Source organism: Paraburkholderia acidisoli (genome assembly GCF_009789675.1).
Lineage (GTDB): Bacteria > Pseudomonadota > Gammaproteobacteria > Burkholderiales > Burkholderiaceae > Paraburkholderia > Paraburkholderia acidisoli.
Genome location: NZ_CP046914.1, coordinates 1,354,495 through 1,367,657, shown reverse-complemented (window position 1 = coordinate 1,367,657; position 13,163 = coordinate 1,354,495). Strand labels below are relative to the sequence as shown.

Genomic DNA, 13,163 nt, shown 5'->3' with positions numbered 1-13,163 from the left:
ACGTCGTTTAGTGCATGTCGCGCAGTGCATGTCGCGCAGTGCATGTCGTCGATGCACGCTGCCGGTGCATGAAATGCAGTGCCCGACCTGCAGTGCAGTTTTGGCATTGCATTGCATCGGCATAGACGAAAAGACCGTCGGACGATGCAGGCAGATTGGCGCGAGCGGGGCTTGCGCCGCGCGCCGTTGCGCCGCACAATCGGCCCTTACTCTTCTCCCGCGCGGTACACCCCATGGCCTATGCTTCGCTTGCCACCGGCGTGTTGCTCGCCGCCGGCACCGGTTCGCGCTTCGATCCCAACGGTCTGCGCAACAAGCTTCTCGCCCCGCTCCCCGATGGTTCCTGCGTCGCGCGCGAATCCGCGCACCGGCTGCTCATGGTCGTGCCGCGTGTGATCGCCGTAGTGCGGCCCGGCGCCGAGACGCTCGCGCACGTGCTCAACGACGCGGGCTGCGACGTGATCTTCGCGCCCGATGCCGCACGCGGCATGGGCGCGAGCCTCGCGGCCGGCATCGAGGCCGACCACGAAGCGGAAAGCTGGATCGTGGCGCTCGCCGACATGCCGTGCATTGCCGTTTCGACGATCGAAGCCGTGGCGCGCGCGCTCGACGCGGGCGCGCCGCTGGTCGCGCCGTTTCATGGCGGCCAGCGCGGGCATCCGGTCGGTTTTGGCTATTCGCACCGGCAGGCGCTGAGCGCGCTCGACGGCGACGCGGGCGCGCGCGCGATCTTCAGCACACAGCCGGTCACGCGCATCGACGTGGACGACCCGGGCGTGCTGCGCGACATCGACACGCCCGCGGATCTACAGGGTCTGTAAAACACTCACGCCGGGAACCGGACGCTGAAACACGTGCCGCAAGCGCGCCTCGTGTAGTTCAAGGATGCACGGTGTCGTCCGACGCGACTTCGGTGGCGGCAGGTGCGAGCGTCGGCTGAGTCGGCGTCGCGGCTTGTGTGGCCGCCGGGGTCGTCGCCTCCGGCTGCTGGCCCGCGTGGGCCGCTCCGTGCCCAAACATAGACGGCGCGCCGAACAGACCCGCTACGAACACCACCGCAATCACTGCCGCACCCATGACACCACTCCTGCAAGGACGATCGGAGCGCTCTGTGGTCGCTCCTTATTTTGAGAAGGCGGAAGTGTAAGGGTTGGAAAGACTTCGAAAAACGTCAGGCGAATACAAACAGCGTTTCGCCCGCTGCAACAATGGCGCCGAAGTTTGCGGCATCGCGCGTCGATCCCACGGGAAACGCGCGCAAATCGATACACAGGGAGCAGGCGCGCAAGCTGCGTGACGATCGTCTACGCTAGAAGACGAAAGCCCACGCACGCACGAGGACAACGCGATGATCTGCTCGCACACGAACCCGCTCCCCGATCCGCTCGCCGACCCGACGCGCGATCCCGAACGCGATCCGCTTTCGCCGCCGTCGCCGGGCCATCACAGCGACGAGCCGCAGCAGCCGGACGGGCCGCCGGACAAAGACCCGGTCTGAGTTCAAGCCAGCCGAACGCCAGTCGCCCAACGCGCACAAGGCTCCCGCGCGGCAGGCACATCGACGGCCGCGCGCCGCACGTTCTTCGCACGCCTTCACGATCCGTGGCGAGCCCGTCGCGCGTGGCGGCCGCTCGCCGCACGGCAATTAACGGTAATCGGGCGCTGCTCGCGCCCCATCACCAATCCTTTCGTAAAGCTTGCATCGCCAATCGTGCATCCGTATGATGCAAACGATTCGCATTCGCGCCATTTGCGCTTATTCTGTCGTTTCTCCGTTTTCCGCTACCGAGTACCGTGACCGCCGCCGTGATCGAGTTCGTCCTTTTTCGCCAGCCCGCACGCCGGATTTCCGCATGAGACCGCTGCTCGTCCGCCTGCATCGCTGGTTCGGCCTCGGCATCGCCGCGTTCCTGTTTATCGCCGGGCTGACCGGCGCGGTGATCGCCTGGGATCACGAACTCGACGCGCTGCTCAACCCCACCTTCTTTCACAGCACGACGCCCGGCGCGCCGCTGCCGTCGCTCGAACTGGCGAAGCGCCTCGAAGCCGAGGAGCCGCACGCCGAAGTCACTTACATGCCGCTGTCCGTCGAACCGGGCCAGACGTGGATGGCGCGCGTTTCGCCGCGTATCGATCCGAGAACCGGCGCGCCGTATCCGCTCGACTTCAATCAGGTCGCGCTCGATCCCGTCACGGGCGCCGAGCAGGGCCGCCGCATGTGGGGCGCGCCTTCGCTGAAGCCGCTCAACCTCATCCCGTTTCTCTACCAGTTGCACTACACGCTGTTCCTGCCGACGAAGCTGGGCATCGACTTCAGTGTCTGGACGATGGGCGTGGTCGGCATGGTGTGGCTGCTCGACGGTTTCATCGCCATCGTGCTCGCGTTCCCGAACCTCAAGAGCTGGCGCAAGTCATTCGCGTTCCGCGTGAAGCGCGGCGGCTACACGCTCGCGTTCGACCTGCACCGCTCAGGCGGCGTGTGGCTCTGGGGCTTGCTGATCGTCGTGGCCGTCACGTCGATTTCGATGAATCTCGGCGCACAGGTCGTGCGGCCCGTGGTGTCCGTGTTCTCGACGCTCGCGCCCGATCCGTTCCGCACCGTGGTGCCCGGCCCCGGTCTCACGGCCGCCGAAGCCGATGCCGCGCGCGACCGCATCGCCGGTCTCGCCGCACAGGCGGGCCAACGCGAGGGCATCAGCGCGCCGCCGGGCGGCCTGTTCGCGATTCCGTCCGTCGGCACTTACGCCGTGGGCTATTTCGCCGCGGGCAACGATCACGGCGACGTGGGCCTCGGCAATCCGTGGCTCATCTTCAACGGCCGCACGGGCGCGCTGCTCGCGAGCCAGATCCCCGGCCAAGGCAGCGCGGGCGACATCTTCATCCAGGCGCAATTCCCGCTGCATTCGGGCCGTATCGCCGGACTGCCCGGCCGCATCGCCATCACATTCGTGGGACTGTTCGTCGCCGCGCTGAGCGTCACGGGCGTCGTCATCTGGCTGAAGAAAGCGCGAGCACGACGCGCGGGCAAGCTCGCGGCCCAAGCCAAGGCGGCGAAACTCGCGGCAGCGGCCGCGGCGCTGCAAACCGCGCCGGAACGCGCCATCCACTGAGCGACGCGCACGATCAAAACAAAAAGGGCTTGCCTCGCAGCAAGCCCTTTTTCATGGTACTTCATGGTACTAACGCGCGGAAAATCTCAGCGCGCGATCTCGTCGAACGAAGCGAGCAGACGCTCAATGTCGGCGGCGTGAATGTTGCCCATCGTCGAGATGCGGAACAGTTCCTTCGACAAACCGCCTTGCCCCGCATAGATCACGAAGCCGCGCGCCTTGAGCGCGTCGTGCAGCTTCGGATAATCGACGCCCGCGGGCAGCCGGAACGCGCGCAGCACCACCGACGACTCGTCCTGCGGCAACACGCTGTCCATGCCGCGCGCCGCGAGACCCGCGCGCACCTGCTCCGAAAGCGCCGCATAGCGCGCGTGACGCGCCTGCCAGCCGCCTTCGTCGGCGAGTTCGCGCAGCGCTTCGACCAACGCGTAATACGCGTGCACGGAAGGCGTGAACGGCGTATTGCGCTGATCCTGCAACGTGGCGAGGCGCTTGAGGTCGAGGTAGTACGTGCGGCTCGCGGCCGTGGTCAGTGCCGCGCGGCGCACGATCACAAACGCCGCGCCCGGCACGCCGTGCAGGCACTTGTTCGCGGTCGCGGCCACGGCGGCGATGCTCGTGTCGGCGAAATCGATCGCCTCGGAACCGAAGCTGCTCACGCCGTCCACGAGCATCTGCACGCCGCGCGCGCGGCACGCTTCGCCCAATGCGCGCAGGTCGTTCAGGCGGCCCGTGGTGGTTTCGTGATGGATGATCGCAACGTGCGTGAACGCCTTGTCGGCGTCGAGCGCGGCCGTGATGCGCGCGAGGTCGGGCGCCTGCATCCACTCGTGTTTCACGACTTCGTGCGCGATGCCGTACTGCGTGGCGATCGCGGTGATGCGCTCGCCGTACACGCCGTTTTCGACGATCAACAGTTTGCCGTTGGCGGGCACGAGCGAGGCGATCATGCTTTCGACCGCGGCGGTGCCCGAGCCCGTCATGAGCACGGCTTGCCATTGCGCGGGATCGAGATCGTAGACGCCCACGAGACGCGTGCGCGCCTCTTCCTGCACGTCGAAAAACTCGCTCTCGCGATGGCAGAGGTCTTCCTGCAAGAGGCTGCGGCGCACGCGTTCGGTGAGCGTGACCGGGCCGGGATTGAGCAACAGCATCGGCGGATCCTTGCCTTGTAAAGCCGGCTTAAGCGGCGAGCGCGCCGATGTGGCGCATGAGACGCGTCTTCACGTCGGGCGGCGTGATGGTCGGACGCGGCAGGCCGTCGGGCGTGCCGCGCTTGATCGTCAGGCGTACGAAACGTGTGCCTTCGACGCCCGAGGCGCCGCGCGCGCGTTCGCGCGCCGCCGCCAGCGCGGCGTCGAGCGTGGCGAGGTCGTCGCCTTCCACGGCATCGGCATAACCGCACGCCGCCGCGACCGCCGCGAACGACACCTGCGCCGAAACGGTGGCCTGGCCGCCGGTGGAGTCGTGCGCGCCGTTGTCGAGCAGCACGTGCGTGAGGTTCGGCGTACCGTACGCGCCGAGCGTCGCGAACGCGCCCATGCGCATGAGTGCGGCGCCGTCGCCGTCGACGGCCACCACGTTCAGGTCCGGGCGCGCCAGCGCGAAGCCGAGCGCGAACGGCGTGACGCAGCCCATCGAGCCAACCATGTAGAGCTGGTTCGCGCGGTCGTCGAGCGCGTAGAGTTCGCGGCCGCAAAAGCCGGTGGAAGCGAACACGACCGTCGACTCGGCGGGCGTGGCCGCGATCACGCGTTCGAGCGCCTGCTGGCGCGTGGGCAATTGCTCAGGACTCCGGCCGGTCCACTGCGACTGCGCGACGGGCAGCGCGTGCCGTGCCGGCATCGCGCCGCCGCCCTTCAGCTCGAACGGCGCGACGCTGCCCTTCTGCATGACGAGCGCGTACGGGCGGCCGGTTTCATCCATGTGCCTGAGCGCGCGGTCGAGTGCCGGACCGATGGCTTCGGCTTCCGTCGGGAAGGTCTCCCACGGAATCTCCATCGTGTCGAGCATCTGCGGCGTGACCGGGCCCATCAGCGCGTGCTGCGGTTCGTCGGACACGCCCGGCTGGCCGCGCCACGTCACGATCAGCAGTTGCGGCAGGCGGAACGTCCACGTGAGCGACGTGAGCGGGCTCACCGCATTGCCGAGGCCCGAGTTCTGCATCATCGTGATGCCGCGCTTGCCGGCAAGCGCCACGCCCGCTGTGAGCGCGACCGCATCGCCTTCGTTCGCCGCGCTCACGTAGTGCAGCGTGTCGTCCTGCAGCACGTAATTGATGAACGGCGTGAGATACGAACACGGCACGCCCGCATACCATTCGAAGCCGCGCTCGCGCGCCGCTTCGACGAATTGCGCCGCTTCGATCATGCATTGCCCTCCGCGCTGTCCGGCGTGACGACGTCGCTGCCGAGCGGGGTTTGTGCGTGCGCGAAATCGCCCGCGCGGCGGAAGTCTTCGAGGTCGTTCACACCGCGCCAGTGGCCGTGCACGTATTGCACTTCGATCTGCTCGCCGTCTTCGATCAGCGCGTTGAGCAGCGCGGGCACGTCGAGCGTGTCGAAGTCGGCGCGCGTTTGCAGTTGCGCGAGCTTCTTCGCGAGCTTGTCGCGGCCCGCGCCACGCACGTTCAGCAGGCCGATCCAGCGGCCGTGCGCCTGTGCGCCGTTCGCTTCCTGCTCGCCCGAGACGCGCTGGAGGAAGACCTTGTTGCCGAACAGATCGCGTTCGTCGGCGGCCGAGCACCACGCGAAGTCGCGCGTGCTGCTGTTTTCCGTGGCGGGCGAGGAGTCGACGATCACGCTGAAGTCGGCTTCCGTTTCCACCAGATCGCGCAGGATGTAGCTGCGGAACAGCAGGTCGCCGTACGAGATCACGGTGTCGTTCTCGAGCTTGCCTACCGCGCACGCGAGCGAGGCGAGTTCGTTGGTCGATGCGTAGCGGTCGTTGCGCACGAGCTTGATGCCGGCCGTGTCGATGGCTTCGGCCTTGTAGCCGCCCACCACGGTGATGTCGTTGACCGACTGCTTCTTGAAGGCGTCGACGAGCCAGCGCAGCAGCGGCTTGCCCGCGACCGGCAGCATGACCTTGGGCTTGTCTTCCGTGTAGGCGTCGAGGCCCGAACCGCGGCTCGCGGCCAGCACGATCGCCGAACCCGCGCCGCGCGAATTGGCGGAGAGATAGCGGTTCTCGGCTTCCGAGTATTCGTCGGCGTCTTGCAGGCGGAAAATTTCGTTCACCGTAGCAATGCGGTCTTCCACGTCAACGAGCGTTTGCGTGTCGTAGATCGTCTTGGTGACGGCCTGCATGGCCGACAGCGCCGCGCGGATCTGATGGTTCGCCCAGATCACCGTGCTGATGCCCGCCTTGCGGAACACTTCGGTCGGCGTGCTGTAGTACTTCGTCGGCACGATCACGAGCGGCCCGCGGCCGGCCCACTCGCGCGCGAACGTGAGGATTTCGTCGGCTTTCGAGAGCTTGCTGTGGATCAGGATCGCGTCCGCGCCCGCGAGGCGATACGCCTCCGCGCGCTTGAGCGCCTCGTCCATGCCCCAGCCCGCGATCAGCGCTTCCACGCGCGCGACGATCGAGAAGTTCTCGTCCGTCTGCGAGTCCTTGCCGGCCTTGATCTTGCCGCAGAATTCGTCGATGTCGGCGAGCGGTTGCGCTTCGCCGCCGATGAAGCTGTTGGTCTTCGGGAACACCTTGTCTTCGATACACACGCCCGCGATGCCGCGTTGTTCGAGCTTGCGCACGAGGCGGCGCACGTTGTTGAAGTTGCCGTAGCCGGTGTCGCCGTCGAGCAGGATCGGCAGATCGCTCGCGTCGGCCATGAACTCGAGGTTGTCGACCACCTGGGTCCAGCTCGCCTCGTTGTTGTCGCGCACGCCGAATTGCGCGGAGATCGAGAGGCCCGAGCCCCAGATCGCCTTGAAGCCGGCCTCGCGCGCGATGCGTGCGGAAAGGCCGTTGTGCGCTTCCATCAGGAATTCGAGTTCGTTGCTGATGAGCATCTGGCGCAGCCGTGCGGCGCGCGATGCGGGAACCAGAGCAGGTTCGCGTGCGTTCATGTGTGAGACTCCAGTGGACGTCGCGTTGCGGCAGCGGTGCTGCGCCGCGCGTCACTCGTTGCAAGGCATCGTTGGGAAAAACCGCTTCGGGCGCCGACGTCCGCAAGGCCGTGCGCGCGCTTTCGACATTGCCTTAAAAACTGCTTTCAAAGCGATTCGCATTCAAGTCGAAAGCGGGCGCAACGCCTCGCGAAAAGGCTTCGAGCGCGCCTGGAAACAGGCCGCGAAGCCGCGCCGGCGCGGGGCCGAAGTCGCGACTATAGCGGAAATGAATCCTGGCCGTTGTCGATCCCCGCCAATCGTGGCAAATCATGGTGTTGCAGGGAATTTTGTGGCTTTTGCGCGCTGTTGAGCGTGCGTTTCAGCGCGCTGTCGCATGCGCTCGCGGCGCGGGCCGCGGCGTAGGCAATCAGTATCGACGATCCCACACCGCAACCCGCTGATTCGTATGAGGAAACACTGCCTGGGCAGGGTTCCCCCTGACTCTCGCGCGCGCCGCGCCGCGCCGTTAATGCACTCTGGCGGCCTCGCGACGCCAGCAGAGCAACAAGACAGCGGCGGCACGCAGCCGCCACGTGAAAGACCCGACCGAACCCGCAGACGATGACCCTCAACAAGAAACTCCGCTCGATGATCGCGATCCTCTGGATCGGCCTGTTGCTGATCGTCGCGTTCGGCGCCTGGCAAAGCCGCGACGGCATGATTCGCGAACGGCGCGCGCAACTCACCTCGCTCGTCGAGGAGGCCACCAGCGTCGCGAACTACTACTACACGCTCTCGCAACGCAACGTGATGAGCGAAGCGGAAGCGCAGAAGCAGGCGCTCGCCACCATCGGCGCGATCCGCTACGGCACCGACGGCTATCTGAGCATCAACGACTCGAAGCCGGTCATGCTGATGCACCCGATCAAGCCCGAGCTGAACGGCAAGATGCTCGCCGATTTCACCGACCCCGCGGGCGTGCACGTGTTCTCCGAACTCGTGCGCGCGGCGAGCCAGCCCGACGGCGGCTTCCTCGACTACCTCTGGGCCAAGCCCGGCCACAGCGAACCGGTGCCGAAGACGAGTTACGGCCGCCGCTTCGCGCCGTGGGACTGGGTGATCGTGACGGGCATGTACATGGACGACGTGAGCGCAGCGTTCTACGGCAGCCTCGTGCGCTGGCTGCTCGTGACGTTCGTGCTCGGCGCCGCGTCGACGGCCGTGATGATGCTCGTGGTGCGCAGCGTGCGCGGCAGTATCGGCGGTGAGCTCGAAGTGGCCGTGGATGCCGCGAACCGCATCGCCGACGGCGACCTCACGCTGCCGCTCAAGGTGCAGGGCGCGAACGACCACAGCCTGATGCGCGCGCTCGCGACGATGCAGGGCGCGCTCGTGCAAACCGTGGCGCGCGTGCGCAGCGGCGCCGAGAACATCAACGTGGGCGCGAACGAAATTGCCGCGGGCAACACCGATCTCTCGCAACGCACCGAGGAACAGGCGGCGGCGCTCGTGCAAACCGCCTCGAGCATGGACCAGATGACGGCCAACGTGCGCCAGAACGCCGATAGCGCGCAGCATGCCGCCTCGCTCGCGAGCCAGGCCGCCGACGTGGCAACGCGTGGCAGCGCCGTGGTGGACGACGTGGTGCGCACGATGGGCGACATCACCACCAGCTCGCAGCAGATCGGCGACATCATCGGTGTGATCGACGGCATCGCGTTCCAGACCAACATTCTCGCGTTGAACGCGGCCGTGGAAGCGGCGCGCGCCGGCGAGCAGGGCCGCGGCTTCGCCGTGGTCGCGAGCGAAGTGCGCAGTCTCGCGCAACGTTCGGCAACGGCCGCCAAGGAGATCAAGGCGCTGATCGAAAAGTCGACGGGCACCGTGATCGAAGGCCAGCAGCTCGTGACCAACGCGGGCACCACGATGAGCGAGATCGTGCAGTCGGTGCGGCGCGTGCACGAGATCCTCGAAGAAATCAGCAACGCCTCGCGCGAGCAGAGCGCCGGCATCGAGCAGGTGAACCGCGCCGTGGGCGAGATGGATCAGGTAACGCAGCAGAACGCGGCGCTGGTGGAAGAAGCCGCGGCGGCCGCGCATTCGCTGAAGGACCAGGTGAACATGCTGCGCGAGTCGATCGCGAGCTTCCAGTTGCCGGTGGGAATCTGACGACGAAGCGACGCGCCGCGCGTTAGCGCGCACGGTTTCGTCGATGGGAAAGGGCCGCATTCGCGGCCCTTTTCTTTTTGCGCGACGCTTTCGTACCGTGGGTTTCCACGCGCTTCCATGCGCCGCCGCACTTCGATCGGCATGACGCCGCGCAACCCGATCCGTCACGCTGGGCGCCCATCATTTCATTTTAATTACATTAAATTTACAATATTATTCTCCCATCCCCGCTTTTCACTCCCATGAACCGCACACGCAAAGCGCCGCGCGACCCGCACGCGGCCGCGACCCGTCATCCGATGCTCGCGCCGCGCCTGCCCGCCTGGCGCTCGAGATTTGTCGTGTTCGTGCTGTTCGCGGCCTTCGCGGCGCTCGCCGGGCGCGCGTTCTGGGTGCAGATCGGCAATCACGACTTTTACGTGAAGCAGGGGCAAAAGCGCTACCAGCGCACGCTCGAACTCGACGCCATGCGCGGGCGCATCACCGACCGCAACGGCGCGCTGCTCGCCGTGAGCCTCGCCACCTTCGAGGTGTGGGCGAATCCCAAATTGCTCGACGCGGCCGCGCACGCGCCGCTCGCGCGCCTGCTGACCATGCCGGCGAAGGAGCTGGAGAAGCGGCTCGCGGGCGACCGTTCGTTCGTGCTGCTCAAGCGCCAGGTCGACGCGGAAACCGCCGGCCATATCGAAGAGATGACCACGGGCGGCATCACGCTCATCGCCGACTCCAAGCGCTATTACCCCGAGGGCGAATCGGCGGCCCACGTGGTGGGCTTCACGGATGTCGAAGACGCGGGCCAGGAAGGCGTCGAACTCGCCGCGAACGCGCGCCTGCGCGGCACGCCGGGCCAGCGCGAGGTGATCCGCGACCGGCTCGGCCGCGTGATCTCCGAAACCAGCGCGCCGGTGCAGCCGCGCAACGGCGACACCGTGCAGCTCACCATCGACCGGCGCGTGCAGCAGCTCGCCTACACGCAGCTCAAGGCGGCGGTGGCCAAACATCGCGCCGAAGCCGGCAGCGTGGTCGTGCTCGACGCGCACAACGGCGAAATTCTCGCGCTCGCGAACTGGCCGTCGTTCGACCCGAACGATCGCGCGCGGCTCACCGGCAAGCAGTTGCGCAACCGCGCGGTGATCGACACGTTCGAACCCGGCTCCACGATCAAACCCGTGGTGGTGTCGCTCGCCATGGACTTGCGGCGCGTGAACGCGAACAGCGTGATCGACACTTCGCCCGGCACCTACCGCATCGGCCCCGCCACCATCCACGACACCTCGAACCACGGCCGCATGACCGTGGCGGAAGCCATCCAGAAGTCGAGCAACATCGCGCTCGCCAAGCTCGCGCTGAACCTGCCCGCGCGCACCATCTGGGACAAGTATCAGGAATACGGGCTCGGCCAGCGGCCCGGCGTGACGTTTCCCGGCGTCGCGGCCGGGCGCGTGCGGCCGTGGGCGCGCTGGCGCCCGATCGAGCAGGCGACCATGGCATATGGCTACGGGCTCTCGGCTTCGCTGCTGCAAATGGCGCAGATTTACACGGCCTACGCCGGCGACGGCACGCTTCACCCCGCCACGTTGATGCACGACGCCGCCACCGTACCCGCGCTCGCGCCGCATCGCGTCACCACGCCCGCGACCGCCGCTGCGCTGCGCAACATGCTCGAAATGGCCACGCGCGAAGGCGGCACGGGTCGCGCGGCCAATGTCGAAGGCTATCGCGTGGGCGGCAAGACCGGCACGGCACGCAAGCAGGTCGGCGCGGGCTACGCGAAGAACCGCTACCGCGCGCTGTTCGTGGGCATGGCGCCCATGAGCGCGCCGCGCGTGATCGTGGCCGTGATGATCGACGATCCGGCGGGCGGCTCGTTCTACGGCGGCACGGTGGCCGGCCCGGTGTTCGCGGGCGTGACGGCGGGCGCGCTGCAATTGCTGGGCGTGCCGCCGGACGCTTGAGCGGTTCCGATCGAGCAGCTCCGATCGAGCGGCTTGATTTGAGCAATGTCGATGGCGCGGTTTCCCATCGCGCCGCAGCGAATCGCGCCGCCGCGTTTTGCCGGATTTCGACAGCGCGGCGCGAACGTTCGCGGTATCCTCAACGCTCGTTCGCACCACCGCCTGGCTCATCATGAACTTCCTGCCTCAACTCGCCGCCATTGCCGGCGTCATGCTGCTCGCGTGCGCGAGCCCCGGCCCCGACATGCTCGCCGTCACCTCGCACGCGTTCGCGCGCCGCCGCTCCGGTTTGTTCGCCGCCGCGGGCATTGCCACGTCGCACGGCTTGTGGGCCACGCTCGCGGTGTTCGGTCTCGGCATCGTGCTCACGCAGCTCGCCTGGCTTTACGAAGGCATCCGCATCGCGGGCGCCGTGTATCTGCTGTATCTCGGCGTGCGCATTCTCATGAGCCTGCGCCAGGAAGCGGGCGCCGCCGAACCCGCGGCCGCCGCGCAGCAAACCGGCGCGGCGTACTCGTACCGGCGCGGCCTGCTCGTCGGTTTGACGAACCCGAAGGCGGCGGCCTTCTTCGGCAGTCTGTTCGTCACGCTGCTGCCCGCGCACGCTCCGCTGTGGGCGCATGCGGCCACCGTCGCCACGGTCGCCGGTGTGTCGATCTGCTGGTTCACGGCCATGGCGCTGCTGTTCTCCACCGCGCGCGTGCAGCGCGGTTATCGCAAATTACGCCGTCCGATCGACGCGGCAATGGGCGTCGTGCTCGTGGGAATCGGTGCGCGGCTCGCGCTCGACCACTGAGCGCGGAGCGCGCGGCGGCGTTCTAAAGCGCGGGTAACACGGCGAACCCGGGTTGCGTGTCAAAAGCGCAGTCGCATCAGATCTGCTCGCGCCCGAACGCACGCAAGCCTTCGAGGTCGTACACATCCACGCGGTTGTACGAGAGCGCGACCAGACCGTTACGCTCCAGCATCTGCAACGCCTGGTTGACGCGCTGCCGCGAGGCGCCCGCCAGCATGCCGATTTCCTCCTGCGAGATGTCGAGCGCGCGGCCGGTTTCGGGGTAGAGATCGGGGTTGAACATCTGCGCGAGCGCCTGCGCCACGCGCGCATCGACATCGAGCAAACGGCTGTTCTGGATCAGCGCGATGAACTCGCCCATGCGATTGTTGAGCTGATGAATCACGAAGCGGTTGAACGGCAGGCTGTGGTCCATGAGCCGGTGAAACGTGCCGGCGGGCACGGCCATCACGAGCGAAGGCTGGAGCGCGATCACGTCGTATCTGCGCTGCTCGCGCTTGATCACGCTGCCCTCGCCGAACCAGCCGCCGTGCGGCACACCTGAAAACGTGCAGCCGCGTCCCGAGGCATTGAAGATCGCGAGCTTCACGAGCCCCGTGCTCACGCCAAGCCACCAGTCCGAAGGCGCCTCGCGCGCCGCCACGATCGCGCCCGCGCCGTAACCATGCGCATGCGAGGCGGCCAGTACCCAGTCGCGATGCTCGTCGGTCAGCGCGCGAAACCACGCGCAACGCTCGAACAACGCGCGCAAACGCGGCGCGTTCGCGGCGTCGATGCGTTCGCCCTCGCGCACCGGTTCGTGCCGCGTCTCGCCAGCGGCCGCGGCGGAAACGGTGGCATCGACTTCGGGCGGCGCGCCGTCGGGGCGCATAATCGTCGGCGGCATCTCGGGCTATCTCTTCGGCTTTGGCGCGGGTTTTGGCGCGGTTTTTGAGCGGTTTCCGGCTCGGGTAAAACGCAGCATGACGGCTCTGTCGCGCCGATGACAGACTCGCGCGCGCCGCCCTGCTACGGTAGCGCGAATCATACGCACAAATACGCACAAAACCGCGGTCGCTCGCCGCGCGACCTTCCAGGAGAC

10 protein-coding genes are annotated in these 13,163 nt (G+C 67.1%); 6 read left to right on the top strand and 4 right to left on the bottom strand.

What is annotated here, in order from left to right:
* Positions 1 to 233: 233 nt before the first annotated feature.
* The 3 genes from FAZ98_RS20225 to FAZ98_RS20220 all read left to right on the top strand — a co-directional run bounded on the left by FAZ98_RS20225 (position 234) and on the right by FAZ98_RS20220 (position 3,110).
* The gene (locus FAZ98_RS20225; protein WP_158953169.1) at positions 234 to 821 is read left to right on the top strand and encodes a nucleotidyltransferase family protein; all 588 of its coding nucleotides are present in this window, start codon (positions 234 to 236) and stop codon (positions 819 to 821) included.
* Between the two features lie 527 nt (positions 822 to 1,348).
* Entirely contained in the window at positions 1,349 to 1,498 is a 150-nt protein-coding gene (locus FAZ98_RS35420; RefSeq protein ID WP_199272355.1) for a hypothetical protein, read from the top strand.
* A gap of 355 nt (positions 1,499 to 1,853) precedes the next feature.
* Positions 1,854 to 3,110 carry a PepSY-associated TM helix domain-containing protein gene (locus FAZ98_RS20220; protein WP_158953168.1) on the top strand — a complete coding sequence of 419 codons (1,257 nt, stop codon included), beginning with the start codon at positions 1,854 to 1,856 and terminating at the stop codon, positions 3,108 to 3,110.
* 86 nt (positions 3,111 to 3,196) lie between these two features.
* Here the strand turns inward: FAZ98_RS20220 and FAZ98_RS20215 are convergent, their stop codons facing one another.
* From FAZ98_RS20215 to aepX, 3 genes are read right to left on the bottom strand one after another with little or no spacing between them, the layout of a single operon-like run.
* Entirely contained in the window at positions 3,197 to 4,264 is a 1,068-nt protein-coding gene (locus FAZ98_RS20215; protein WP_158953167.1) for a 2-aminoethylphosphonate aminotransferase, read from the bottom strand.
* A gap of 28 nt (positions 4,265 to 4,292) precedes the next feature.
* A complete protein-coding gene (gene aepY, locus FAZ98_RS20210; protein ID WP_158953166.1) occupies positions 4,293 to 5,480 on the bottom strand; it encodes a phosphonopyruvate decarboxylase in 1,188 nt (395 codons plus the stop codon).
* Positions 5,477 to 7,180, bottom strand: a complete 1,704-nt coding sequence (gene aepX, locus FAZ98_RS20205; protein WP_158953165.1) for a phosphoenolpyruvate mutase — start codon at positions 7,178 to 7,180, stop codon at positions 5,477 to 5,479. The genes aepY and aepX overlap by 4 nt, the downstream gene beginning before the upstream one ends.
* A gap of 603 nt (positions 7,181 to 7,783) precedes the next feature.
* On the opposite strand from aepX, the gene FAZ98_RS20200 reads away from it, so the two are divergent.
* The 3 genes from FAZ98_RS20200 to FAZ98_RS20190 all read left to right on the top strand — a co-directional run bounded on the left by FAZ98_RS20200 (position 7,784) and on the right by FAZ98_RS20190 (position 12,082).
* A complete protein-coding gene (locus FAZ98_RS20200) occupies positions 7,784 to 9,331 on the top strand; it encodes a methyl-accepting chemotaxis protein (protein ID WP_158953164.1) in 1,548 nt (515 codons plus the stop codon).
* Positions 9,332 to 9,573: 242 nt separating this feature from the next.
* On the top strand, positions 9,574 to 11,286 hold the full coding sequence (locus tag FAZ98_RS20195; protein WP_158953163.1) for a peptidoglycan D,D-transpeptidase FtsI family protein: 1,713 nt from the start codon (positions 9,574 to 9,576) through the stop codon (positions 11,284 to 11,286).
* 172 nt (positions 11,287 to 11,458) lie between these two features.
* On the top strand, positions 11,459 to 12,082 hold the full coding sequence (locus tag FAZ98_RS20190; RefSeq protein ID WP_158953162.1) for a LysE family translocator: 624 nt from the start codon (positions 11,459 to 11,461) through the stop codon (positions 12,080 to 12,082).
* Positions 12,083 to 12,158: 76 nt separating this feature from the next.
* Here the strand turns inward: FAZ98_RS20190 and FAZ98_RS20185 are convergent, their stop codons facing one another.
* A complete protein-coding gene (locus FAZ98_RS20185) occupies positions 12,159 to 12,968 on the bottom strand; it encodes a Crp/Fnr family transcriptional regulator (RefSeq protein WP_158953161.1) in 810 nt (269 codons plus the stop codon).
* Between the last annotated feature and the right edge of the window lie 195 nt (positions 12,969 to 13,163).

Bases quoted from the DNA above. Each gene is read 5' to 3' on its own strand.
- FAZ98_RS20225 (WP_158953169.1), top strand. From the start codon at position 234: ATGGCCTATGCTTCGCTTGCCACCGGCGTGTTGCTCGCCGCCGGCACC.
- FAZ98_RS35420 (WP_199272355.1), top strand. From the start codon at position 1,349: ATGATCTGCTCGCACACGAACCCGCTCCCCGATCCGCTCGCCGACCCG.
- FAZ98_RS20220 (WP_158953168.1), top strand. From the start codon at position 1,854: ATGAGACCGCTGCTCGTCCGCCTGCATCGCTGGTTCGGCCTCGGCATC.
- FAZ98_RS20215 (WP_158953167.1), bottom strand. From the start codon at position 4,264: ATGCTGTTGCTCAATCCCGGCCCGGTCACGCTCACCGAACGCGTGCGC.
- aepY (WP_158953166.1), bottom strand. From the start codon at position 5,480: ATGATCGAAGCGGCGCAATTCGTCGAAGCGGCGCGCGAGCGCGGCTTC.
- aepX (WP_158953165.1), bottom strand. From the start codon at position 7,180: ATGAACGCACGCGAACCTGCTCTGGTTCCCGCATCGCGCGCCGCACGG.
- FAZ98_RS20200 (WP_158953164.1), top strand. From the start codon at position 7,784: ATGACCCTCAACAAGAAACTCCGCTCGATGATCGCGATCCTCTGGATC.
- FAZ98_RS20195 (WP_158953163.1), top strand. From the start codon at position 9,574: ATGAACCGCACACGCAAAGCGCCGCGCGACCCGCACGCGGCCGCGACC.
- FAZ98_RS20190 (WP_158953162.1), top strand. From the start codon at position 11,459: ATGAACTTCCTGCCTCAACTCGCCGCCATTGCCGGCGTCATGCTGCTC.
- FAZ98_RS20185 (WP_158953161.1), bottom strand. From the start codon at position 12,968: ATGCCGCCGACGATTATGCGCCCCGACGGCGCGCCGCCCGAAGTCGAT.